At 53.5% G+C, this 834-nt stretch carries 2 rRNA genes; both read left to right on the plus strand.

The window, feature by feature from the left end:
* Window positions 1–536 (plus strand): 23S ribosomal RNA (locus tag WN59_RS07890); the annotation flags it as partial.
* A gap of 179 nt (window positions 537–715) precedes the next feature.
* Window positions 716–830: ribosomal RNA gene (rrf, locus tag WN59_RS07895) — 5S ribosomal RNA — on the plus strand.
* Window positions 831–834: the final 4 nt, after the last annotated feature.

The following is an 834-nucleotide window of genomic DNA, read 5'->3' on the forward strand; positions in this document are numbered from 1 at the left end:
AGACATACAGGTCGAGCAGGGTCGAAAGACGGACTTAGTGATCCGGTGGTTCCGCATGGAAGGGCCATCGCTCAACGGATAAAAGCTACCCCGGGGATAACAGGCTTATCTCCCCCAAGAGTTCACATCGACGGGGAGGTTTGGCACCTCGATGTCGGCTCATCGCATCCTGGGGCTGTAGTCGGTCCCAAGGGTTGGGCTGTTCGCCCATTAAAGCGGTACGCGAGCTGGGTTCAGAACGTCGTGAGACAGTTCGGTCCCTATCCGTCGTGGGCGCAGGAAATTTGAGAGGCGCTGTCCTTAGTACGAGAGGACCGGGATGGACATACCCCTGGTGGACCAGTTGTCGTGCCAACGGCATTGCTGGGTAGCTATGTATGGACGGGATAAGTGCTGAAAGCATCTAAGCATGAAGCCCCCCTCAAGATGAGATTTCCCCATTAGATCCCTCAGAGATGATGAGGTGGATAGGTTCGGCGTGTACGTGTGGTGACACATTCAGCGGACGAATACTAATCGATCGATGACTTATTCAAGAATGATGAAGAAACCGTGTTTCGGTTTCTGCGCGACCATTGCTTCTATCCGGTTTTGAATGTATATGGTTGCCGCTCTAGTATTTCCAATACGTAGAGCGGCACACATAGACATTCGTTCGACAGTAGTCGAACGTCCTTAATCCTGAATATTCAGGGCTTGAGGCAAATCAACATTGTCCGGCGGCGATGGCGGAGAGGCCACACCTGTTCCCATGCCGAACACAGCAGTTAAGCTCTCCAGCGCCGATGGTAGTTGGACTGACGTCCCGCAAGAGTAGGACGCTGCCGGGCAGTA

Origin of the sequence: Salinicoccus sediminis (genome assembly GCF_000986795.1) — a bacterium.
In the GTDB taxonomy this organism is placed as follows: domain Bacteria; phylum Bacillota; class Bacilli; order Staphylococcales; family Salinicoccaceae; genus Salinicoccus; species Salinicoccus sediminis.